The organism is Helicobacter sp. MIT 14-3879 (genome assembly GCF_003364125.1).
Genome location: NZ_NXLP01000007.1, coordinates 58,203 through 79,870 on the forward strand (window position 1 = coordinate 58,203; position 21,668 = coordinate 79,870).

Annotated in this window: 24 protein-coding genes; 22 read left to right on the forward strand and 2 right to left on the reverse strand. The window is 28.1% G+C overall.

Annotated features, from left to right (window positions below):
• Nucleotides 1-3: 3 nt before the first annotated feature.
• The 14 genes from atpG to tgt all read left to right on the forward strand — a co-directional run bounded on the left by atpG (nucleotide 4) and on the right by tgt (nucleotide 11,589).
• A complete protein-coding gene (gene atpG / locus CQA44_RS05875; RefSeq protein ID WP_115546352.1) occupies nucleotides 4-909 on the forward strand; it encodes an ATP synthase F1 subunit gamma in 906 nt (301 codons plus the stop codon).
• Nucleotides 910-930: 21 nt separating this feature from the next.
• Complete coding sequence (gene atpD / locus CQA44_RS05880) at nucleotides 931-2,334, forward strand: F0F1 ATP synthase subunit beta (protein ID WP_115546353.1); 1,404 nt, start codon at nucleotides 931-933, stop codon at nucleotides 2,332-2,334.
• Between the two features lie 4 nt (nucleotides 2,335-2,338).
• Nucleotides 2,339-2,737 carry an ATP synthase F1 subunit epsilon gene (gene atpC / locus CQA44_RS05885; protein WP_115546354.1) on the forward strand — a complete coding sequence of 133 codons (399 nt, stop codon included), beginning with the start codon at nucleotides 2,339-2,341 and terminating at the stop codon, nucleotides 2,735-2,737.
• A 9-nt stretch (nucleotides 2,738-2,746) separates the two neighbouring features.
• Nucleotides 2,747-3,331 carry a MotA/TolQ/ExbB proton channel family protein gene (locus CQA44_RS05890; RefSeq protein ID WP_115546355.1) on the forward strand — a complete coding sequence of 195 codons (585 nt, stop codon included), beginning with the start codon at nucleotides 2,747-2,749 and terminating at the stop codon, nucleotides 3,329-3,331.
• A 6-nt stretch (nucleotides 3,332-3,337) separates the two neighbouring features.
• Nucleotides 3,338-3,742, forward strand: coding sequence for a biopolymer transporter ExbD (locus tag CQA44_RS05895; RefSeq protein ID WP_258864917.1), 405 nt, complete (start codon nucleotides 3,338-3,340; stop codon nucleotides 3,740-3,742).
• Nucleotides 3,735-4,520: a TonB C-terminal domain-containing protein gene (locus CQA44_RS05900; RefSeq protein WP_115546356.1), complete on the forward strand. Its 786-nt coding sequence runs from the start codon at nucleotides 3,735-3,737 to the stop codon at nucleotides 4,518-4,520. The genes CQA44_RS05895 and CQA44_RS05900 overlap by 8 nt, the downstream gene beginning before the upstream one ends.
• Nucleotides 4,521-5,774 (forward strand): Tol-Pal system protein TolB, encoded by a 1,254-nt coding sequence (gene tolB, locus CQA44_RS05905; protein WP_115546357.1) that lies wholly within the window; start codon nucleotides 4,521-4,523, stop codon nucleotides 5,772-5,774. It abuts the gene before it with no gap.
• A gap of 82 nt (nucleotides 5,775-5,856) precedes the next feature.
• The gene (locus CQA44_RS05910) at nucleotides 5,857-6,381 is read left to right on the forward strand and encodes an OmpA family protein (protein WP_258864919.1); all 525 of its coding nucleotides are present in this window, start codon (nucleotides 5,857-5,859) and stop codon (nucleotides 6,379-6,381) included.
• Nucleotides 6,382-6,400: 19 nt separating this feature from the next.
• Complete coding sequence (locus tag CQA44_RS05915) at nucleotides 6,401-7,261, forward strand: tol-pal system YbgF family protein (RefSeq protein WP_115546359.1); 861 nt, start codon at nucleotides 6,401-6,403, stop codon at nucleotides 7,259-7,261.
• A gap of 2 nt (nucleotides 7,262-7,263) precedes the next feature.
• Nucleotides 7,264-7,806, forward strand: a complete 543-nt coding sequence (locus CQA44_RS05920; protein ID WP_115546360.1) for a peptidylprolyl isomerase — start codon at nucleotides 7,264-7,266, stop codon at nucleotides 7,804-7,806.
• A gap of 28 nt (nucleotides 7,807-7,834) precedes the next feature.
• Nucleotides 7,835-8,761 carry an ACP S-malonyltransferase gene (gene fabD, locus CQA44_RS05925; RefSeq protein ID WP_115546361.1) on the forward strand — a complete coding sequence of 309 codons (927 nt, stop codon included), beginning with the start codon at nucleotides 7,835-7,837 and terminating at the stop codon, nucleotides 8,759-8,761.
• Entirely contained in the window at nucleotides 8,758-9,459 is a 702-nt protein-coding gene (locus CQA44_RS05930; RefSeq protein WP_115546362.1) for a 5'-methylthioadenosine/adenosylhomocysteine nucleosidase, read from the forward strand. The genes fabD and CQA44_RS05930 overlap by 4 nt, the downstream gene beginning before the upstream one ends.
• Nucleotides 9,446-10,441, forward strand: a complete 996-nt coding sequence (locus tag CQA44_RS05935) for an MBL fold metallo-hydrolase (protein WP_181881801.1) — start codon at nucleotides 9,446-9,448, stop codon at nucleotides 10,439-10,441. Before CQA44_RS05930 ends, CQA44_RS05935 begins: the two co-directional genes overlap by 14 nt.
• A gap of 14 nt (nucleotides 10,442-10,455) precedes the next feature.
• Entirely contained in the window at nucleotides 10,456-11,589 is a 1,134-nt protein-coding gene (gene tgt / locus CQA44_RS05940; RefSeq protein WP_115546364.1) for a tRNA guanosine(34) transglycosylase Tgt, read from the forward strand.
• Here the strand turns inward: tgt and CQA44_RS05945 are convergent.
• Both CQA44_RS05945 and CQA44_RS05950 read right to left on the reverse strand, forming a co-directional pair.
• The gene (locus tag CQA44_RS05945) at nucleotides 11,567-12,196 is read right to left on the reverse strand and encodes a sel1 repeat family protein (RefSeq protein ID WP_115546365.1); all 630 of its coding nucleotides are present in this window, start codon (nucleotides 12,194-12,196) and stop codon (nucleotides 11,567-11,569) included. The genes tgt and CQA44_RS05945 overlap by 23 nt on opposite strands.
• An 11-nt stretch (nucleotides 12,197-12,207) precedes the next feature.
• Nucleotides 12,208-12,858, reverse strand: a complete 651-nt coding sequence (locus tag CQA44_RS05950) for a trimeric intracellular cation channel family protein (RefSeq protein ID WP_115546366.1) — start codon at nucleotides 12,856-12,858, stop codon at nucleotides 12,208-12,210.
• 140 nt (nucleotides 12,859-12,998) lie between these two features.
• Between CQA44_RS05950 and glmM the strand changes: the two genes are divergently transcribed.
• The 8 genes from glmM to CQA44_RS05990 all read left to right on the forward strand — a co-directional run bounded on the left by glmM (nucleotide 12,999) and on the right by CQA44_RS05990 (nucleotide 21,489).
• Entirely contained in the window at nucleotides 12,999-14,324 is a 1,326-nt protein-coding gene (gene glmM / locus CQA44_RS05955; RefSeq protein WP_115546367.1) for a phosphoglucosamine mutase, read from the forward strand.
• Complete coding sequence (lspA, locus tag CQA44_RS05960) at nucleotides 14,318-14,794, forward strand: signal peptidase II (RefSeq protein ID WP_115546368.1); 477 nt, start codon at nucleotides 14,318-14,320, stop codon at nucleotides 14,792-14,794. The genes glmM and lspA overlap by 7 nt, the downstream gene beginning before the upstream one ends.
• A 220-nt stretch (nucleotides 14,795-15,014) precedes the next feature.
• Nucleotides 15,015-16,523, forward strand: a complete 1,509-nt coding sequence (locus tag CQA44_RS05965; protein WP_115546369.1) for an aldehyde dehydrogenase family protein — start codon at nucleotides 15,015-15,017, stop codon at nucleotides 16,521-16,523.
• A 122-nt stretch (nucleotides 16,524-16,645) separates the two neighbouring features.
• Complete coding sequence (adhP, locus tag CQA44_RS05970) at nucleotides 16,646-17,698, forward strand: alcohol dehydrogenase AdhP (protein WP_220272144.1); 1,053 nt, start codon at nucleotides 16,646-16,648, stop codon at nucleotides 17,696-17,698.
• A 139-nt stretch (nucleotides 17,699-17,837) separates the two neighbouring features.
• Nucleotides 17,838-18,908: an NAD(P)-dependent alcohol dehydrogenase gene (locus CQA44_RS05975; RefSeq protein ID WP_115546370.1), complete on the forward strand. Its 1,071-nt coding sequence runs from the start codon at nucleotides 17,838-17,840 to the stop codon at nucleotides 18,906-18,908.
• A 101-nt stretch (nucleotides 18,909-19,009) separates the two neighbouring features.
• Nucleotides 19,010-20,188, forward strand: coding sequence for an NAD(P)/FAD-dependent oxidoreductase (locus tag CQA44_RS05980; protein ID WP_115546371.1), 1,179 nt, complete (start codon nucleotides 19,010-19,012; stop codon nucleotides 20,186-20,188).
• Between the two features lie 15 nt (nucleotides 20,189-20,203).
• Nucleotides 20,204-20,575: a DUF779 domain-containing protein gene (locus CQA44_RS05985; protein WP_115546372.1), complete on the forward strand. Its 372-nt coding sequence runs from the start codon at nucleotides 20,204-20,206 to the stop codon at nucleotides 20,573-20,575.
• Nucleotides 20,576-20,682: 107 nt separating this feature from the next.
• Nucleotides 20,683-21,489, forward strand: a complete 807-nt coding sequence (locus CQA44_RS05990) for an MBL fold metallo-hydrolase (protein WP_115546373.1) — start codon at nucleotides 20,683-20,685, stop codon at nucleotides 21,487-21,489.
• Nucleotides 21,490-21,668: the final 179 nt, after the last annotated feature.

Consider the following 21,668-nt stretch of genomic DNA (forward strand, 5'->3'; position numbering starts at 1 on the left):
ATTATGGGAAATAGTTTAAAAGAAATCAGGAAAGAAATTGCAAGTATAAAAAATATACAAAAAACTACTAGAGCAATGAAACTAGTAGCTAATTCTAAATTAAAAAAGGCTGTTGAGGCAGCAAAGAGATCAAAAATTTATGCAAGAAAATTAAATGAAGTTTTTAATGATATTATCCAAAAAACATTATCTAGTGGAAATATTTTTGAAAAAAATGATATTTTATTTGTCGATAAAAATAGAGTTGTAAAGATGGTAGATATTATCTTTGTAACTTCTGATAAAGGTCTTTGTGGAGCGTTTAATTCAAATACTATAAAAGCTGTTGTTAGTTTAATGAATGAATATAAAAATCAAGATATAAAGATAAGAATTCGTGGTATAGGAAAGACAGGCATAAGGTATTTCAACTTTAATGAAATTGAACTATACGACAAATCTGACACATTATCATCAAATCCTAGTGATGAGCAAGCATCTATATTTATAATGAATGCTGTAAATGATTATATAAATGGAGTTACAGACAAGGTTATAATAGTTTATAATGGATTTAAAAATATGCTTACACAAGAGGTTAAAATAACAGAAATACTTCCATTTAAGGTAGATCTAAATGAGATAACTAATAGCAAGAGAGAAATGGGAGAAATGTTAATAGAACCAATAGATAATGAAAAAAATATTTTGGAAGAACTTGCAAAACAATATATAAATTATAATATGTTTTATTCTTTAATAGACTCGTTAGCAGCAGAGCTTAGTGCAAGAATGCAAGCTATGGATACAGCGACTAAAAACGCATCTGAATTAGTAAGAGAATTAACAATTAAGCATAATAAGGCAAGACAGGCAGCTATTACTACGGAATTAGTGGAAATTAATGCTGGTGTAGAAGCAATGAAATAAATTATAAAAGGAGAATAAGAAATGGAATCTAAAAACTTAAATGGAACTATCTCTCAAGTTATGGGACCAGTTGTTGATATAGATTTTGATGGGTATTTACCAAAAATATACGAAGCAATTGATGTTATATTAGAAGATGATAAAAAATTGGTTTTAGAAGTTGCAGCCCACCTAGGTGATAATAGAGTAAGGACTATTGCTATGGATATGACTGAAGGATTAAGAAGAGGTCAAGAGGTAAAAGCAAGAGGAAGTATGATAGAAGTTCCAGTAGGTGAGGAAGTGCTAGGTAGAATACTAAATGTTGTAGGTGATACAATTGATGAGGGTAAACCACTAGAGGGTAAGATAAAATTACCAATTCATCGCTCTGCCCCATCTTTTGAAGACCAAAGTACAAAAACAGAGATGTTTGAAACAGGTATCAAAGTAGTAGATTTATTGGCTCCTTATTCTAAAGGTGGTAAAGTAGGTCTTTTTGGTGGTGCTGGTGTTGGAAAGACAGTTATTATTATGGAATTGATACATAATGTTGCTTATAAACATAATGGTTATTCTATATTTGCAGGAGTTGGTGAAAGAACAAGAGAGGGAAATGACCTTTATAACGAAATGAAAGAAAGTAATGTTTTAGATAAAGTTGCATTATGTTATGGACAAATGAATGAACCACCCGGAGCAAGAAATAGAATTGCATTTACAGGTCTTACAATGGCAGAATATTTTAGAGATGAAAAAGGGCTTGACGTTCTAATGTTTATTGATAATATTTTTAGGTTTGCACAATCAGGTGCTGAAATGTCAGCATTATTGGGTAGAATACCATCTGCAGTTGGTTATCAGCCAACATTAGCTACTGAAATGGGTAAATTGCAAGAAAGAATTACATCTACAAAGAAAGGTTCTATTACTTCTGTTCAAGCTGTTTATGTTCCAGCTGATGACTTGACTGATCCAGCACCTGCATCGGTTTTTGCTCACTTAGACGCAACGACTGTTTTAGATAGGAAAATAGCAGAAAAAGGAATCTATCCAGCAGTTGATCCTCTTGGTTCAACATCTAGAATCCTAGACCCACATATTGTAGGAGAAAAACACCATAAAATAGCAATAGGGGTTCAGCAAGTTTTACAAAAATATAAAGACTTGCAAGATATTATTGCATTACTTGGAATGGATGAATTATCTGAAGAAGATAAGAGAATAGTTAATAGAGCTAGAAAAATGGAAAGATTCTTATCTCAGCCATTCTTTGTTGCAGAAGTCTTTACAGGAAGTCCCGGTAAATATGTATCTTTAGAAGATACACTAGAAGGATTTGAGGGAATATTAGATGGTAAATATGATGATATTCCAGAATCAGCATTCTATATGGTAGGTAATATTCAAGAGGTATTAGATAAGGCACAAAAACTTAAAGGCTAAGAATATGGAAACAGGCAATATTAATTTATCCATTGTTACTCCATATGGAGAAATATTTAATGATGAAGTTAAATCAGTCAATCTTCCGGGGGCTGAAGGAGAATTTGGTGTTTTACCTGGACATTGCGATTTTCTATCATTATTAAAAGTTGGAGTAATTGAAATATATAAGAAGGATGAAAATAGAGAATTAGTAGCTATAAATTGGGGGTATGCTGAAGTTTCATCTTCAAGAGTCGATATTATAGCAAATGGTGCAGTAGCAATACATGGAAATTCAGATAGTGAAATTTCAAAAGCCATTGGTGATGCTAAATCGTTACTTGAAGAGGCTGCTAGTGATAAAGTTGTATTATCTTCTATTCTATCTAAAATAGAAACAAATGCAAAACAACTATTATAGGGATTAAATTTGAGTGATTTTTTATCTGATATAGGTCCAATAACTTGGCTTGTTTTAGTGTGGCTTTCTGTATATTTTATTATAAATATTTGGATTTTTATTTGGAGATTTTTAAAAATAAGTGATAATGTTAGTATAGAAAGAGATGCTCTAGAATTGATTGCAAACAGTCATACCCCAATGTTAAAATCTATCTTTTATAAAATACTAACCTCTAACAAAATATCAAGTATAGACTTATTAAATGCTTATAAAATAGAAGCAATCAAGAAAGCCTCTATTGGTTTATCAATGCTTAGTATAATATCATCTACTGCACCTTTTATAGGATTATTTGGAACTGTTGTAGAGATATTAGAGGCATTTTATCACTTAGGTGGTGAAGGTAAAGTATCTTTTGATATTATTGCCCCTATTATTTCTAAAGCTTTAATTGCAACTGCATTTGGGATATTAACTGCTATTCCAGCATATTCATTTTATATAATTCTTAGGAGAAAAGTATATGAATTAGGAGCATACTTGGATATGCAAATAAACTTTATCTTAAACTCAAATAAAGATGATTCAAAAATTAAACTAACTCAAAGTTGATATATTTTGGAAGATTTTAGTAAATTTAACTTAGATGAAAAACCCGATTTAAATATAACGCCTTTAGTGGATATTATGTTAGTATTGCTTGCCATTTTAATGGTAACTACACCAACAATAGTTTATAAAGAAGATATTACACTACCTAAAGGCTCAAAAACTCAAAAAGTTATTGATGAACCAATGATTGAAATTAGAATTGATAAAAATAAAAATATTTATGTTAAAGATTCTAAATTTTCTTATAAAAATTTTACAGATAGCTTTAACTTATTCTCATCATCATACAATAAAAATACTGAAGTTAGAATTAGGGCTGATAATAATATAATTTATGGAGATGTGATATTTATATTAAAAACCATTAAAGAGGCTGGTTTTTTAAAAGTATCTTTAATTACCAATGGATAAGTCAAAGCAAGTAGATATTGTTTTTATGCTAAGTGGTATTTTTGCTATATTTTTATATGTACTTTTATTATTAATAATGATGTTTGTATTTAAGGCAGGGATAAATCATATATCTATTTCAATAAACAATCCAAGCACAATTAATTCAATAAATATTGATATTATAGAGGAAGTAGATTCTGTTAAACAAGCTCAAAAAAATAAACAGATTTTAAATAAAGTGAAAATTAACGATAGTGATGCAAAAAATAAAGATAATGGTTCAAATACCCCTATTCCTGGTTTAGGAATGGGAGAACTATTTAATAAAATTAGTGATATAGTGCCAAGTAAAGATTTAGAACAAAGTGATAATAGAAATAAAATAGTACTTAATAAAAAAGGAAGCACTAATACTGAAGAACATATAGATAAAATCATAGAGAAAACAGAAAATATAATGCAAACTTTAGAAAATCTAAATCAAGATATTGTAATTTCAGATTCTATCAATAGTAAATTTTGTGAAAAATACAATGATTATTGTAAAGAAGTAACAGAATTATTATATAAAAATTGGAATATTAAAAGCTCTTTTAATGATAGATTATCATCTATTGTAAGTATAAAAATTAATAAAGATGGAAATTTTAGCTATACTATCAAAAAAAAATCTGGTAATGAAATATTTGATAAAGAACTAGAAGATTCTTTACAGAAATTGATTAATAATAAATTTCCAACGCTAAATGATGTTGATAGTAACCTTGAAGTAATTTTTATGAATAAAGGAGCTTAAATGAAAAAAATTTTAATATATTTTATATTTACTATTAATTTATTTGCAATTGATGCTACTGTTGAAATAATTAAGGATACCAACAAGTTGCCAACAATAACTATTGAAAACCTAAATGCAAATAAAAATGATGTATTATTAAGCAGTAAAATCTATAAAATGTTGATAGCTGATTTAAAAGTAAGTGGGCATTTTAATGTTGTAGAAAATAATAATGGAAGCAAAGATATTGATTATGAATACTATTTAAAAAATAATATAAATTTAGTAATAAAATTAGAAAGCTCTGTAAATAATAAAGAGGTTATATCAAATATAATACTATATGATATAAATATAAAACAAGCAGTTCTATCTAAAAAATATTCTGTAAGTCAAGAAGTTAGATACCCATTTTTATCTCATAAAATGGCGATTGATATAAATAATTATATAAAAGCACCATCTATTGATTGGATGAATAGGTTTGTAGTATTTTCAAAATACACTAAAGCTGAAGAAAGCCATATAGTAGTAGCTGATTATACATTAACATTTCAAAATACAATAATTAGAGATGGACTAAATATATTTCCAAAATGGGCTGATGTAGAACAAAATAGTATTTTTTTTACAAAATATCTACCTAAACCAACGCTTGTAAAATACAATATATACACAGGAAAAATGGAAAAGTTTATATCTAGTGATGGTTTATTAATAATTTCTGATGTAAGTTCTAGTGGAAAAAAGGTTCTATTAACAATGGCACCAAATGCACAAACAGATATATTTTTATATGATATAGAAAAAAAATCAAATCAAAAATTGACAAATTATAGTGGAATTGATGTTGGTGCTAATTTTATAAATAATGAAAAATCTATAATGTTTATATCAGATAGAATGGGATATCCAAATATTTTTTCTTTAGATTTATCAAGCAAACTAATAAGTCAATTAGTATATCACGGTAGAAATAATAGCTCTGCAAGTGCTCATAATGAATATGTCGTTTATTCTAGTAGAGAAAGTGATAATGAATTTGGTCCTAATAATTTTAATTTATATTTAATATCTACAAAAAGCGATTATATTAGAAGACTAACTGCAAATGGAATCAATCAAATGCCTAGATTTTCAAGGGATGGTGGAAGTATTATGTTTATAAAAAATACTTCAGAAGAAAGTTCACTAGGAATTATTAGATTGGATTATAATAAAAGTTATTTATTTCCTTTAGCCAATGAAAAAATACAAGCCATAGATTGGTAAAATATTGACATAATATAGATAATTTAGTTAGAATAATCATTTAAAATTTTAAATAAAGAAAGGAAAACTATCAGTGAAAAGAATGTTATTTATAGGCTCATTAGTGATAGCGATGGTAATTTCTGGTTGTAGCGAAAAATCAGATGTAGAAGTAGATGAGAGTACAACAAGTGGCGATATCCAAGATAGTAATTCAAATAATGGTGATACAAATTCTACTATGTCTGGTGATTCAAGTGAAAATGAATATAACACAGAAAATACAAATTCATTATATTCAGTATATTTTGGATTCGATAAATTTATAGTTGAAGGAAATAAAAATATTGATACTATAAAAAACAATGCAAAATTAATAATAAACAGTGGAAGTAATGTAAGAGTAGAAGGTAATACAGATGAATGGGGAAGTGATGAATATAATTATGCACTCGCTCTAAAAAGGGCTTCATCTGTGAAAGATGCACTCATTGGCAACAATGTTCCTTCTAATAAAATAGAACTTGTAAGCTATGGAGAAAGTAAGCCTAAATGTACTGATAAAACAAAACAATGTTGGAAAGAAAATAGAAGAGTTGACTTTGTTTTAACACCAACTACTAAATAGACTAATATTTTAAACATTTGTGAAAGCAATATCATTTTTTTTAATATTCTTCGTCCATATTTTATGGGCTGAAGAACCATCTGCGTTTGAATTACAAAGTGGTGTTACAAAAAAAGAAATTCAGAATCTAAAAGGAAAGATAGAGTCTCAAACTGATAAGATATTTCAAATTGAAAATAAAATAAAGCAATTAGAAACCTCAAATGAAGGAATAAAAAGTATTTATGAAGGTCAAGTGGTAAATATTAATGAAATAAATAATAAGATAAACAATATAGATTTAAATTCGTTTTCTAATAAAAGTGATTTAGAAAAATTACAAGAACAAATTTCAAATAATACAAAAAATATTCAGATTTTAACAGATAGCCTAAAAGATGTGAGTGAATCTATATCTCAAATAAAAGAGTTATTAAACCAAATTCAAAAAATAAAAGAAACAGATAAAGAAAAAAAAATTGCAGAAATTAATGAAACGCAATCCCATAAAATAGATTTTCAAAAAGATACGACTCGTAGAAATATTATATTTAAAGAAGCAAAAAGTCTTACTTATTCAAAAAAATTTGATGAAGCAATAGCTAGATATAATTGGTTTATAGAGATAAATTATAAAAAAGCAGAATCTTATTATATGTTAGGAAATATATCGTATGCACAGAATAAATATAATGATGCAATTTATAATTATAAAGAAAGTGCTATATTAGATGATAAAGCTAGCTATATGCCTAGATTATTATTAAATTGTGCAAATTCTTTAAGGGTGTTAAATAAAAAAGATGATGCGAAAAATTTCTACAACTCATTAATATCTAGTTTCCCAGATAGCTCTGAAGCTAAAGATGCAAAAAAACAATTAAATAAAATTAAGGATTAATTATGATAGTTGAAAATAATCATTTAGTTAGTATATGTTATATAGTTACTAATAAAGATGATGGTAATATTTTAGATAAAAATGATAATAAAGATAAACCTTTTAGCTTTATTATGGGGAAAAATCAAGTAATATCTGGCCTTGAGAATGCTCTACTTGGTAAAAAGATAGGCTCAAACTTTAAAATAGAAATCCATCCAAAGGATGCTTATGGTGAAAAAAATAAAGATTTCATACAAGAAGTTTCTAAAGAACAGTTTAGTGGTATTGAGCTAGTAAAGGGGATGACACTTTATGGGCAAAGTGAAGATGGAAGCACTGCACAAGTAATAGTAGAAGAAATTGGTGAAAATAGTGTAATAATAGACTATAATCACCCCCTTGCAGGTAAAGTTCTTATATTTGAAGTAGAAATACTAGCAAGCAAGTTTCCAACTGAAGAAGAAATTTTAGAGTTTTCACATAGTTGTGGTTGTTCTCATAACTCACACAGTGGATGTTGTGGAGGAGCTAATCATACAAACTCTAGCTGTGGTTGCCACTAATAACTAAAAAATATTAAAAGGATAAATAATGAAATTTGGATTTATTTTTCCGGGTCAAGGAAGCCAAGCTATTGGTATGGGAAAAGATTTTTATGAAGATTCTGTTCTAGCAAAAGAATTATTTGAATGTTCTAGTGAAATTTTAAAAGTTAATATGAAAAACTTACTATTTAATGAAAATGATGATATAAATAATACACAATTCACACAACCATCAATACTCTTGATAAGCTATATAGCATATAAATATTTTAATGAACATTATAAAATACTCCCTAGTTTTGGACTTGGACACTCTTTAGGTGAAATTAGTGCAAATCTAGTTGCAAATTCTATTAGTTTTGAAAATGCTATTAAATTAGTTTTTGAAAGAGGTAAGTTAATGCAAAAAGCTTGTGAGGGCAAAGAAGCTGGTATGGCTGTTGTCATTGGCTTAGATGATAAAATATTGAATGAATTTTGTGCTAATAATCAAAATATTTGGTATGCAAACTACAATAGTGATGGACAAAGTGTTATTGCTGGTAAAAAAGAAGATTTATTAAACATAGAATCACAAATAAAAAAATTAGGTGCAAAAAGATTCTTAATCTTACCTATGTCTATTGCTAGTCATTGTCCTTTATTAGAGGGAATAGTTAATGATTTTAAATTAATTTTAGAAGAATATTTATTTGATAATTTTGATTTTAAAATTATTTCAAATGCTACTATGGAATCTTATGATTCTAAAAATAAAGCAATAGAACTTCTAAGTATGCAACTAACAAAACCTGTTTTATATAAACAATCTATTTTAAAAACTCAAGATGAAGTTGATTGTTTTATAGAATTTGGATATGGCGGTGTTTTAAAAGGATTAAACAAACGTTTAAGTTCAAAAGCAACTTATAGTATAGGTAATTTACAAAACTTAAAAGAAACAATAGAAAAACTAAAAGAGTTAGAAAGATGAAAAAAATAATTGCCATTATAGGTGCAATGAAAGAGGAAATTACTCCTATTCTAGAGTATTTCAAAAAATATGAAACTATTAGCCTTGGAGAAAATACCTATTATAAACTAGAATATCAAAATTCTATTATTATCATTGCATATAGTAAAATAGGTAAAATTCATTCTGCTCTAACCTGCTCTACAATGATTTTACACTTTAATGCAAATTATGTAATATTTAGTGGTGTTGCTGGAGGATTAAGAGAAGATTTAAAAGTAGGAGATATTATACTTGCCACTTCTCTTTGTCAATATGATGTTGATATTACTGCATTTGGACATAAGCTAGGCTTTATACCTGAGAGTAAGATATATATTAATACTAATGAAAGCTTAAATTGTATAGCAAAAAAAGTAGCAAAAAAACAAAATATAAACTTAAAGTATGGAATAATAGCATCTGGCGATAGCTTTGTATTTGATAATGCAAAAAAACAATGGATTATTGATAATTTTAATGCTTCAGCTGTTGAGATGGAAGGTGCAAGTATAGCTGTTGTTTCTAGTTTATGTGATATTCCATTTTGTATTATTCGCTCCATTAGTGATAGTGCTGATAATAATGCAAATATAAGTTTTGATGAATTTTTATTGGAATCTGCTAGCAGAAGTGCAAAATTTGTTATATCTATGGTTGATGAGATTGTCAAGGAATAACACAAAAGAGCGTATAAATAGTTCAATTAACTTCTATAATAATAGAGTATGTAGTATTGAGCCTATAACTAAACCTAAAATAAATAAATTAAAAATTTTTTATGATATATTTATCAATCCTAAAAAACCACATTTAATTCCAAATATTAAAAGTGATTTAAACACTAAAGTATATACAGACTCTTTAGTGTGGTTTGGACATTCAACATATATGCTTTGGATAGATGACAAAACTATATTAATTGACCCAATACTTAAAAGTAGTGCTTCTCCATTTTTTTTTATAAATACTCCATTTAAAGGTAGTGATAATTTTTATCCAAATGATTTACCAAGTATTGATTATTTAATAATAACTCATAATCATTATGATCATTTAAGTAAAAAAACAATTAAAAATATAAAACACAAAGTAAAACAGGCATTATGTCCATTAGGCATAGGAAAATATCTATCTAATTGGGGAATTAATAATATACTTGAGTTAGATTGGAATGAAAGTATTATATTAGAAAAAGATTTTGAATTTCGCTGCCTTACATCAAGGCATTATTCAAGTAGAGGTATATTTGATTTTAATAAAACACTTTGGGCATCATTTATATTAATTCATAAAAATAAAAAAATATATTTTGGTGGTGATAGTGGCTATGGAAAACATTTTAGCGATATTGGAAAAAAATTTACAAATATTGATTTTGCTATTTTAGAAAATGGACAATATAGTAAAAATTGGCCAAATAGCCATTTATTTCCAGAGCAAACTTTGCAGGCAGCTAAAGATTTAAATACTTCAACATTAATGCCTGTCCATAATTCAAAATTTAAAATTTCATATCACGATTGGAATGAGCCACTAAGTGAACTATATAAAATACATACACAAAATAACTATAATTTTAGACTAGTTACACCAATGATTGGAGAAATATTTCCAATATGGGATAATAAATATAATTTTAAGCAATGGTGGAAAATATAAATTAGAGGCAAAATATGAAATTTAGAATAGAATCTACAAGCAATTCTGCTAGAGCTGGAATATTAGAGTTAAAACATAGCACTATATTAACACCTGTTTTTATGCCTGTTGGAACACAGGCTTGTGTAAAAGCACTTGATTTTAGTGATTTAAAAAATTTAGGGGCAAGAATAATTTTAGCAAATACATATCATCTATATTTACGTCCTAATGATAATATAATAAAAAATCTTGGTGGGCTACATAATTTTTCTAAGTTTAATGGGAACTTTTTAACTGATAGCGGTGGATTCCAAGCATTTAGTTTAGGTGGTAAAGTAAATGAAGATGGAATTCTTTTTAAAAGCCACATTGATGGAAGTAAGCATTTTTTTACACCGCAAAAAGTGTTAGATATTCAATATAATTTAAATAGTGATATAATGATGATTTTAGATGATTTAATAAAACTTCCAAATACTAAAGATAGGATATTAGAATCTATAAAAAGAACTACAAAATGGGCTAAACAATCACTAAATTATCATATACAAAATAAATATAATCATAAAGATAATAATATATTTGCAATAATTCAAGGTGGAATAGATTCTAAAGCTAGGGAAATATCTGCAAAAGAATTAACTAATATAGAATATAATGGATTTTTTTTTGATGGTTTTGCCATAGGTGGACTTGCTGTTGGCGAAGAAAAGCAATCAATGCTAGATACAATAGAATTAACTACATCTTTTATGCCAAAAGATAAACCTAGGTATTTGATGGGAGTAGGCACACCAGAGGACATAATAGAGGGAATATCTCGTGGAATAGATATGTTTGATTGTGTAATGCCAACTAGAAATGCTAGAAATGGGACGATTTTTACTCAATATGGAAGAATGAATATTAAAAGTAAAAAATATAAACAAGATTCTAATCCTATTGATAAAAATTGTAATTGCTATACCTGTAAAAACTTTTCAATTGCATATATAAATCATTTATTTAGAGCAAATGAAATTCTATATAATAGACTTTCTAGTATTCATAATCTACATTATTATTTACAATTAACAAGGGAAGCAAGAGAGGCAATTATAAAAGATAAATTTGAACTTTTTAAAAAGGATTTTTATAACAAAATTAATTTAGAGAAAGAATCCTAATATAATCATTGCAGGCTTTCTTTAAGCCAATATCGCAAGATTTTTTAATCAATTCCTTTGCAAATTCTACATTTTTAACCACCTCTATACCAAATAAATACATATTACCTAATTCATAACAAGCATTTTTATTATTATAAAAGCATTGATTGCCTAATAAATGTGCTTTACTTTGTATGTATGGCTTAAATTTTGAGACTTCAAGATTACAAGCCTCAATTTTACCTAATCTACAAGCTTTAGATAAATACCAATCTGATTTAAAAGAATCTAATATACTTTGAGAAGAATAATATCTAAAAAGGCTAAAACAAGCATCTTTATCCCCAAAATCACATTCCTGTTTTTGTATTAGAATTTTTTCAACTCTAAGTGGTGCATTTATTTCATTAAATGCTCTACAACCTAAATCATCGCCAAGAGAACAAGCTTTATAAAACAGATCTCTAGCAATATGATTTGAGCCAAAAGAGGCTGCTCTAAAACCTTCATTTGTATAATATTTTCCTTGATTAATTTGTTCGATTGATTGATTTTTTGGTTCTAAAATTATAATATTTCCTTCTGCAAACAATAAACTAAAACTAAACAATAATATTATTAACAAAGTTCACCTCTTTATTTAGAATCATCTATATTATCATAAGAAAATATTGGTAATTCTAGTTTATATCTAATAGCAAATAGTCTTAAAGCTATCCCTAAAATAAGCACTATTATTGTAGCAATTATTTCATCAATTTTCATAAATACTATAAGAATATAATAAAATAAAGCAGAGATAATTGAAACACCAGCATATATTTCTTTTTGAAATACAAGTGGGATTCTATTACAAAATATATCACGCAATATCCCACCAAATATACCTGTAAAACAAGCTGATGAAATCGCTATAATTAATCCATACCCCATATCCATAGCAACTTTTGCACCAATAATGCTAAATACTACTAGACCTAATGCATCAAGACTTAAAAATAATTTTTCTAGTTTTATTAATGTTTTTGGAATCTTAGTTGTCAAAATAGCAATGATACATATTAAAATAATATATTGAGGACTTTTTATCCAAGTAAGAGGAAAATGACCAAGTAAAACATCTCTAATACTTCCTCCTCCAATGGCAGTAACTAATGCTATAAACATTACCCCAAATAAATCCATTTTATATTTTCCTGCAGCAAGAGCTCCAGTTATTGCCTCCACACTGATACCAAAAATCCAAAGTATTCCTAATAGTGAAAAATCAAAATAATATTCCTGCATTATAAAATCCAAAATTACAAAATAAAATAAATTTTATTATATTTATTTTTAAAAAACTAATTCTTTTCTTCAAAAAATATACATATTTTTTGGGTAGAATCATTATATTAAAGGGAACTTCAAATATGTAAAGGAAAGGGATGAAAATCTTTGGAACTGATGGAATTAGAGGTGAAGCGGGGAATAATATCACACCTTTTACAGCTATTCGTGCAGGACTTGCTGCTGGAATTTATTTTAAAAAAAACACTAATACAATTTTAATTGGTAAAGACACTAGAAGAAGTGGATATATGATAGAAAATGGAATAGTATCTGCCCTTACTTCACTAGGTTATAATGTAATACAAATAGGTCCTATGCCAACTCCTGCTATTGCATTTTTAACAGAAGATATGAGATGTGATGTAGGTATAATGATAAGTGCATCGCATAATCCATATTATGATAATGGTATAAAATTTTTTGATAGTAGAGGATATAAATTAGATGAAAATAAAGAAGAAGAAATAGAAAAAATTTATAATAACCTAGATATATTAAGAGCACATTTTAAAACAAAAAAAGAAATTGGTTCTTCAAAAAGAATAGATGATGTAATAGGTCGTTATATAGTGCATATTAAAAATTCATTTCCAAAGAATTTAAATTTAAAAAATATAAAAATTGTAATTGATACTGCAAATGGCGCAGGATACAAAGTAGCTCCAATTATATTTAGTGAATTAGGAGCTGAAGTAGTAACTATAAATAATACACCAAATGGATATAACATCAACGAATCTTGCGGTGCAATGCATCCAGAATCGCTAAGTAAAAAAGTTTTAGAAACTAATGCAGATATAGGCTTTGCTCTTGATGGTGATGCAGATAGGCTTGTAGTAGTAGATAACAAAGGCAAAGTAATCAATGGTGATAAACTCTTAGGCACTCTAGCAATATATTTAAAAAAACAAAAAATGTTAAAAAATAATGGAATTGTAACTACAATAATGAGTAATATTGCATTAGAAAAATTTTTAATAAAAAATAAAATAAATTTAGTTCGTTCAAATGTAGGAGATAAATTCGTATTAGAATCAATGATAAAACATTCATATAATTTTGGCGGAGAGCAAAGTGGGCATATCATATTTAGTGATTATGCAAAAACTGGAGATGGGATTTTAAGTGCATTACAAATTGTTTCATTAATGGTAAAAATGAATAAAAAAAGTAGTGAGATTCTAAATCCTTTTTTTCTTTATCCTCAAATTCTAAGAAACATAAATATCTCAACTAAAAAGCCATTAGAAGAAATGGAGTGTAAGTATAAAAAACTAATTCCACAAGATATTAGATATGTTATTAGATATTCTGGCACTGAAAACAAACTAAGAATCTTACTTGAGGGTAAAGATAAAAAAAATCTAGAATCTAGTATGAATGAACTTGAGGAGTTTTTTAAAAAAGAGATAAAATGCTAGAAATTTTAAATAAAAAATCTAATAAAATAATCTTTTTTTTAATTTGCATAATTGCAATATCAATAGACCAAATAGTGAAATTATATATTATACAGGCTGCAGAAAAATCAAATCCAATATTTGAAACAAAATTTATTGATATAATTTTAGTATTTAATAAAGGTGTAGCATTTTCATTATTAAGCTTTGCTAGTGAATATTTAAAATGGATTATTTTAGTAATGCTATTTATTGTATTTATAGTTATTATTAAAAATAAAGAATTTTTTGATGAATATTACATTCCATTTGCTTTAATTATAGGTTCTGGTTTTAGTAATTTAATAGATAGGTTTATCCATAATGGCGTGGTAGATTATATATATTGGCATTATGGATTTAATTTTGCAGTATTTAATCTAGCAGATTCTGTTATTAATATTAGTATTGCGTTAATATTTATTAAATACATATATAAAAGAAAGATATAAGGTTAATATTTAACTTATTACTTTACCTTTTAAAACAGACTATAATATATAACCATATTTTTATACCTCCTAATATTCTTCATTACAAAAAGTAATAAAACTAATATTAATGCTAAAAAAATAATTTAAAAAAGTATTTTTTATCATTATTTATTTTTAAATATAGATATAAAACAAAAAAAATGTTTTATATCTATATTTACATATATAAGGAGAAATAATGAGTATTTATGAAGATAGCACTAAGGTTTTTAAAAACCAATATGAAAATTATATAGATGGTAAATGGCTTGCTCCAAAAAGCAGACAATACACTGAAAATATTACGCCAATTTCAGGTAAAGTTATTACAAAAGTCCCGCTTTCAAGTAATGAGGATATTGATATTGCACTTGATGCTGCAAATAAAGCAAAATCTTCTTGGGCAAAGACTTCTGTAACTGAACGCTCAAACATACTTTTAAAAATAGCACAAAGAATTGAAGATAATCTTGAGCTTCTTGCTTATGCTGAAACTTGGGATAATGGAAAAGCTATAAGAGAAACTTTAAATGCAGATATTCCCTTAGCAGCTGACCATTTTAGGTATTTTGCTGGATGTATAAGAGCACAAGAGGGAGGAATTAGTGAAATTGATGAAGACACAGTAGCATATCATTTTCACGAACCTTTAGGTGTTGTTGGTCAAATCATACCTTGGAATTTCCCACTTTTAATGGCTGCTTGGAAAATAGCTCCTGCACTTGCAGCTGGAAATTGTATAGTTTTAAAACCAGCAAGTCCCACTCCAGCAAGTATATTAGTACTTATGGATATTATAGGGGATTTACTTCCAGCAGGAGTTCTAAATGTTGTAAATGGAAGTGGTGGTAAAATAGGAAAAGCTCTAGCTACAAGTCCAAAAATTGCTAAAGTAGCTTTTACAGGCTCAACTGTTGTAGGAAGACAAATTATGCAGTTTGCTACTGAAAATATTATTCCAGTAACCTTAGAACTTGGAGGAAAATCTCCAAATATATTCTTTGAAGATGTTATGGAAAAAGATGATGATTTCTTAGATAAAGCTATAGAAGGTTTAGTTCTTTTCGCTTTCAATCAAGGAGAGGTTTGTACTTGCCCAAGTCGTGCCTTAATCCAAGAAAGCATCTACAATAAATTCATAGAAAAAGTGCTTAAAAGAGTCCAAGCCATAAAAACTGGAAATCCTCTTAACCCAGATACTATGATGGGTGCTCAAGTAAGTCAAGATCAAATTAATACTATTTTAAACTATATTAAAATAGGTAAAGAAGAAGGAGCAGAATGTCTTATAGGTGGAGAACAAAATATATTAGACGGGGAGCTTAAAAATGGTTTCTACATTAAACCAACTATATTTAAAGGACATAATAAAATGAGGATTTTCCAAGAAGAAATTTTTGGTCCCGTTCTTTCGGTTACTACTTTTAAAGATGAAAAAGAAGCTTTAGAGATTGCCAACGATACGCTTTATGGTTTAGGAGCTGGAGTATGGACAAGAGATATAAACAGAGCCTATCGTATTGGAAGAAATATACAAGCAGGTCGTGTATGGACAAATTGTTATCACGCTTATCCTGCACACGCTGCATTTGGTGGATATAAACAAAGTGGTATAGGTAGAGAAACACACAAAATGATGTTAGAGCATTACCAACAAACTAAAAATTTACTTGTAAGCTATTCACCTAAAAAGTTAGGTTTCTTTTAATTAAATTAAGTATGAGATTATAAGTCTCATACTTAAATATTTATTACTATAAACCACAAAAACATAAATTTGTTTTTGTGGTTTATGTGGTAAATTTTAAATTTAAAATAAAAGGATAAACTATGAGTAAGAAAACTATGAAAGCTGCTGTTTCCAAAGAATTTGGAAAACCACTTGTAATTGAAGAAGTCTCAATTCCAAAACCTTCACAAGGTGAAATATTGGTTAAAATAGAGGCTTGTGGAGTTTGTCATACAGACTTGCATGCGGTAGATGGAGATTGGCCTGTGAAACCAAAAGGAAATTTAATACCAGGTCATGAAGGGGTAGGAAGAATAGTAGAGGTTGGAGAAGGTGTAACACATCTCAAAGTTGGAGATGTTGTTGGTATTCCTTGGCTATATAGTGCTTGTGGACATTGTGACCACTGCTTTTCTGGTTGGGAAACTTTATGTGAAAGCCAACAAAATGGAGGATATTCAGTTAATGGTGGATTTGCAGAGTATGCAATTGGGGCTGCTGATTATGTAGGTGTTTTAGATAAAAATCTTTCTCATCAACAACTTGTTGAAATTGCACCTATTCTTTGTGCAGGAGTAACTGTGTATAAAGGTTTAAAAATGACTGAAGCAAGACCTGGTGAATGGGTTGTCATTTCTGGTATAGGTGGCTTAGGTCATGTAGCTGTTCAATATGCTAAAGCTATGGGTTTAAGAATAGCAGCTGTAGATGTTGCTGATGAAAAACTTGAATTAGCAAAAAAATATGGTGCAGAAATTGTAGCTAATGCAAAAGAACTAGGCGAACAAGGCACTATAGATAAAATTCGCAAAGAAACTAATGGAGGAGCCCACGGAGTACTTGTTACTGCTGTTCATCCTATAGCATTTAAACAAGCTGTTGGTATGGTAAGAAGAGGCGGAACTGTTGCTATGAATGGACTACCTCCAGGAGAATTTCCTGTTAATATATTTAATATGATTCTAAATGGAGTTACAGTAAGAGGCTCTATTGTAGGAACAAGACTTGATTTACAAGAAGCCATAAATTTTGCTCAAACAGGCAGAGTAAAAGCTCATGTAACTGCTACAAAACTAGAAAACATCAATGAAGTCTTTGATAAAATGAGAAAAGGACAAATTGATGGGAGAATGGTTTTAGATATGGCTCAGTAAAAATTAAGATTCTTGCATAATGCAAGAATCTTAATTTAATTTTGAAAATAATATTATTTTTTAAAACAAATTATTTTATTTAGAAATTTATATAAATTAAAAATATATTTAAGATATTACTTTATTAAAGGAATTAATTATGATAAAAGGTTTTGCTATGCTTAAAATAGGTTCTGTAGGTTGGATTGAAAAGGAAGCTATAACTCCATGTGGTCCTTTAGATGTAATTTGTCGTCCTTTGGCAGTTGCACCCTGCACTTCTGATTTACATACTTGTTATGAAGGTGGAATTGGCGAGAGACATAATATGTTTTTAGGGCACGAAGCGGTAGGCGAAATTATAGAGGTTGGAGAATTGGTGAAAGACTTTAAAGTTGGAGATAAAGTTATTGCACCAGCTATTACACCTAATTGGAATTCTATAGAAGCACAAAGAGGATTTGCGCAACATAGTGGAGGTGCATTATCAGGTTGGAAATTTTCTAATTTTAAAGATGGAGTTTTTGCACAAAAGTTTCATGTAAATGAAGCTGATGGAAATTTAGCTCATTTACCAGAAGGTGTAAGTCCTGTAGAAGCAGTTATGCTTTGTGATATGGTTACAACAGGTATTCATTGTGCTGAAAATGCAAGAATTACTCCTGGGGAAAGTGTTGCTGTTATTGGACTTGGACCAGTTGGACTTATGGCAGTTGCTGGTGCAAATTTAATGGGAGCAGCTGAAATTTATGCTGTTGATTGTGTTGATTTTCGTGCAGAAATTGCTAAAAAACATTATGGAGCAACTCACTATATAGATTTTACAAAAGGAGCTTTTCAAGACCAAATTTTAGAACTAACAAAGGGAAATGGTGTTGATAAAGTTTTAATTGCAGGAGGAGGCTTAGGCACTATAGGTGATGCTTGTGCTTGTTTGAAAAATGGAGGAATTGTAAGTAATGTAAATTATTTAGGAACAGGAGAAAATATAACAATACCTAGAATTGCATGGAATGTAGGAATGGGACATAAAACTATTAAGGGTGGCTTAACACCAGGTGGTCGTTATCGTATGGAAAAACTTGCCAAACTTTTACAAACTAAAAAACTTGATGTTAATCCTATTATTACTCATAGACTAGAGGGTTTTGATAAAATAGAACAAGCTCTTGCTATGATGAAAGATAAACCAAAAAATCTTATTAAACCAGCTGTTAATATCACTTGGTAATATGACTAAGGTCATAGTAATAAAATTTTAAATCTTTCAAATATAGGTTTTAAAAAATTTATATTGATTAAATATATTATTTTATTAATGAGGTTTAAACTATGAAAAAAGTATTATTACTTGGGGCAGGATATGCAAACTTATCCTTAATTAAAGCATTAGATAAAAGCGTTTTTTCTAAGGCGGAATTTACTCTAATTTCACAAACAAAATTTCACTATCTTAGTGTACTTTTACATGAAGTTGTAAGTGGTTTTAAAAAAGAACAAGTATTATTTGATATAAATGAACTTTTACCACCACAAGTGCAATTCATTGAAGATACGATTGTAGAAATTAAAGAAAAAGAAGTTTTAACTCAAAATTCTACATATTTATATGATATTTTAGTTGTCGGTTTAGGCTTTCAAAGTGATACTTTTGGTATAGAAGGTATTAAAGAACATGCCTTTCCTATAATTAATTATCATTCAGCCTTAAGCTTAAATGAAAAAATTACAGAACGCATTCTTGATTATAAGAAAGGTGATAATACAGCTCTTCATTTTATTGTGTGTGGAGGAGGTTTTAGTGGTGTAGAGCTTATAGCCTCTTTAGCTGAAGAACTTCCTAAAAGATGCATGGCTTTAGGCGTAGAGACAAAAGATATCACACTTACTTGTGTTGAAGCTATGCCTAATATTTTACCTATGTTTAGTAATAATTTAGTTAATATAGCTAGCACTTATCTTCAAAGTTTAGGAATACATTTAGCCACAGCTTGTAAGATTCTACAATGTGAAAAAGATGGTATTATTGTAGAAGAAAATGGACAAAAACGTAAAATTAATGCTTCTTTAATAATTTGGACGGCTGGAGTAAAAGGAAATGAAGTAATACAGAATTCTTCTTTTTTTACTCAAGCAAGAAGTAAAGTTGAAGTTAATGCTTATTTACAGCCTATTAATCAAAAAAATAATATGAATAATATTTTTATTTTAGGTGATTGTGCAGCTTTAAAAGATCCTTTAAGTGGAAGATTTTATCCACCAACTGCTCAAATAGCCGCTAAACAAGGTAAATATCTTGCTAGAGTTTTAGAAGCTAAACTTGAAAATCAAGCTTTTGATACAGAGTTTTCTTATGAAGCACAAGGAACTATTTGTTCTTTAGGGGCAAAAAATGCAGTAGGTGTATTAGGTAAAAAAGAACTTAAAGGTAAAATTGCACTTTGGTTAAAACATCTTGTAGAAGCAAGATGGAGATTTGTTTTACAAGGTATTAAAGGTATATTTCATTAGAAAAGGAGTAATATTATGCTACCAAAAAAAGTTATAGCAACAGATTCTGCATTAAAGCTTATACAAAGTCTTAAAAAAGAATACAAGGAATTAATTTTTTATCAATCAGGTGGATGTTGTGATGGTTCTACCCCATATTGTTATGAAAAAAATGATTTTAAAATAGGAGAAAATGATTTGCTTTTAGGTGAAATAGATTCTGTTCCTTTTTATATACATAAAGCTCAATATGAATATTTTAAACATACTCAGCTTATATTAAATGCCCTAGAAGAAAATGGAAGTGAATTTTCTTTAGAGTATGGCACAGGAAAAAGTTTTATATTAGAATCAAGAGTATTTAGCAATGAAGAATATAAAATGCTAAAAGAAGCCAATCAAATTTGATAAATTTATTGCACTTAATTATGATATTTTTAAGATATCATAGTTTCTAAGTAGTAATGTGAGATAATTATATAATAAATCACTACATAATATTTAGGAGGCTATAAATGCGTATTTTGCTATTATTTTTAACTATTTTTATTTTTAGTTTTGCAAAAGAAACCTACTATATTAAAATAGGCGATAGTGATGTGTATATTATCTCACTTAAACAAAATCTAATAAAAAAAACTATACTTATACCCAATACCCAACACGATAAAAAGCTAATAAATGAAACATATAAGGATAAAGAACAATTTAATCAACATAATATAATGCTAATTAAAAATCATTCTTTTATTGCACTTGTAGATACAGGATATCCAGATACGATAAATATCCTTAAAAACTCACTTAAAGAATTAAATATAAATACTGATGATATAACTCATATTATCATTACTCACGGACATCTTGATCATATTGGTGGTTTGGGAAATAATGGCAATAGAACTTTTCCAAATGCTACAATGCTAATTGATGAAAAAGAATATAATTATTGGCTTAATAGTGATAATACCAATGCAACCATACTCCAACTCTATGATACAAATAAGATATTTTTTGACCACAAAAATAAATTACTGCCTAGCGATAGTTTAGACATAAGAGCAATTAAAGCTTACGGACATACACCGGGTCATAATATTATTAGTTTTAATGAAAATAAGGAGGAAAAATTAATTTTTTGGGCAGATTTGCTTCATGCTTTTGATGTGCAAGTTAATAATCCTAATATTTCTGTAATTTATGATATAGATAAAGATCAAGCTACAAAAACACGAACAAAGTTTTTAAAAATATTTAAAAACAATAAAACTCTGGTTGTAGGGACTCATACGCCTTTTGTAACACCAATTATTTTAAAATAAAAATGTTTTAATTAATGTTATATATAAGAAATTAAGGAATTAAAAAGTGATACAAAAAACATCAAATTCTATAAATTTAGAATCTCATAGATTCCACAGATTTATCTGCCATGCTTAGGGATACCAAAACACAAAGCAATAATGAGAATCCCTATCTCGCTTCTTCTGCAAATAATATT

What these genes read in the sequence shown, in the direction of transcription:
- atpG (WP_115546352.1), top strand. Translation starts at nt 4, where the DNA reads ATGGGAAATAGTTTAAAAGAAATCAGGAAAGAAATTGCAAGTATAAAA.
- atpD (WP_115546353.1), top strand. Translation starts at nt 931, where the DNA reads ATGGAATCTAAAAACTTAAATGGAACTATCTCTCAAGTTATGGGACCA.
- atpC (WP_115546354.1), top strand. Translation starts at nt 2,339, where the DNA reads ATGGAAACAGGCAATATTAATTTATCCATTGTTACTCCATATGGAGAA.
- CQA44_RS05900 (WP_115546356.1), top strand. Translation starts at nt 3,735, where the DNA reads ATGGATAAGTCAAAGCAAGTAGATATTGTTTTTATGCTAAGTGGTATT.
- tolB (WP_115546357.1), top strand. Translation starts at nt 4,521, where the DNA reads ATGAAAAAAATTTTAATATATTTTATATTTACTATTAATTTATTTGCA.
- CQA44_RS05910 (WP_258864919.1), top strand. Translation starts at nt 5,857, where the DNA reads ATGTTATTTATAGGCTCATTAGTGATAGCGATGGTAATTTCTGGTTGT.
- CQA44_RS05920 (WP_115546360.1), top strand. Translation starts at nt 7,264, where the DNA reads ATGATAGTTGAAAATAATCATTTAGTTAGTATATGTTATATAGTTACT.
- fabD (WP_115546361.1), top strand. Translation starts at nt 7,835, where the DNA reads ATGAAATTTGGATTTATTTTTCCGGGTCAAGGAAGCCAAGCTATTGGT.
- CQA44_RS05930 (WP_115546362.1), top strand. Translation starts at nt 8,758, where the DNA reads ATGAAAAAAATAATTGCCATTATAGGTGCAATGAAAGAGGAAATTACT.
- tgt (WP_115546364.1), top strand. Translation starts at nt 10,456, where the DNA reads ATGAAATTTAGAATAGAATCTACAAGCAATTCTGCTAGAGCTGGAATA.
- CQA44_RS05950 (WP_115546366.1), bottom strand. Translation starts at nt 12,858, where the DNA reads ATGCAGGAATATTATTTTGATTTTTCACTATTAGGAATACTTTGGATT.
- glmM (WP_115546367.1), top strand. Translation starts at nt 12,999, where the DNA reads ATGAAAATCTTTGGAACTGATGGAATTAGAGGTGAAGCGGGGAATAAT.
- lspA (WP_115546368.1), top strand. Translation starts at nt 14,318, where the DNA reads ATGCTAGAAATTTTAAATAAAAAATCTAATAAAATAATCTTTTTTTTA.
- CQA44_RS05965 (WP_115546369.1), top strand. Translation starts at nt 15,015, where the DNA reads ATGAGTATTTATGAAGATAGCACTAAGGTTTTTAAAAACCAATATGAA.
- adhP (WP_220272144.1), top strand. Translation starts at nt 16,646, where the DNA reads ATGAGTAAGAAAACTATGAAAGCTGCTGTTTCCAAAGAATTTGGAAAA.
- CQA44_RS05975 (WP_115546370.1), top strand. Translation starts at nt 17,838, where the DNA reads ATGATAAAAGGTTTTGCTATGCTTAAAATAGGTTCTGTAGGTTGGATT.
- CQA44_RS05980 (WP_115546371.1), top strand. Translation starts at nt 19,010, where the DNA reads ATGAAAAAAGTATTATTACTTGGGGCAGGATATGCAAACTTATCCTTA.
- CQA44_RS05985 (WP_115546372.1), top strand. Translation starts at nt 20,204, where the DNA reads ATGCTACCAAAAAAAGTTATAGCAACAGATTCTGCATTAAAGCTTATA.
- CQA44_RS05990 (WP_115546373.1), top strand. Translation starts at nt 20,683, where the DNA reads ATGCGTATTTTGCTATTATTTTTAACTATTTTTATTTTTAGTTTTGCA.